This window comes from Porphyromonas uenonis 60-3, from assembly GCF_000174775.1.
Classification (GTDB): domain Bacteria; phylum Bacteroidota; class Bacteroidia; order Bacteroidales; family Porphyromonadaceae; genus Porphyromonas; species Porphyromonas uenonis_A.
Map to the genome: position 1 here is coordinate 1 of NZ_ACLR01000247.1, position 518 is coordinate 518.

The 518-nt window shown below is 45.6% G+C and carries 1 protein-coding gene; it reads right to left on the reverse strand.

Annotated features, from left to right (window positions below; genetic code table 11):
- Positions 1-479, reverse strand: a 479-nt coding sequence (locus PORUE0001_RS10755) for a phage integrase SAM-like domain-containing protein (RefSeq protein ID WP_007366283.1), incomplete at its 3' end; no start/stop codon positions are given.
- Between the last annotated feature and the right edge of the window lie 39 nt (positions 480-518).

The following is a 518-nucleotide window of genomic DNA, read 5'->3' on the forward strand; positions in this document are numbered from 1 at the left end:
ACGGCAACAGACATTAAGGGGATAGTGCTAAGCACACCAGTTTTCTTACGACGGAGGACAACCCAGCTCTGACCGTGCATAGAGATGATGTTGTCTCTCACTAGACGTGATATGTCTGCATAAGACAGTCCCGTATAACAAGAAAAGAGAAAGGCATCTCGTACTAGAAGAAGCTTAGGGTTTGAAAGCTCAACAGAACGCAAACGCTCCAAGTCGGAATCATCTAAGAACCCCCTATCTGTAGGTTGCATACGCAAAACAACCTTTGGAAAAGGGACTCGCATAAGCAAGTCCTCTTCAACGGCTCGCTCCATCGCTTTTCTCAAAAAGCGCAGAACTTTGATGGCTGTGTTGTGGGTGTAGTTTTTCTCGCCCTTTAAGTACAACTCATAGCTGGAGAGCTCATCTTTCTGCACAGCAGAGAGGGGTAAGTCGTCCTTTCCATATTGATAGCCCAAGTACCCTTGCAATAAGGTCATCTGATAGTTGTGCCATCTAAGAGTTGCACTTGTTATGTT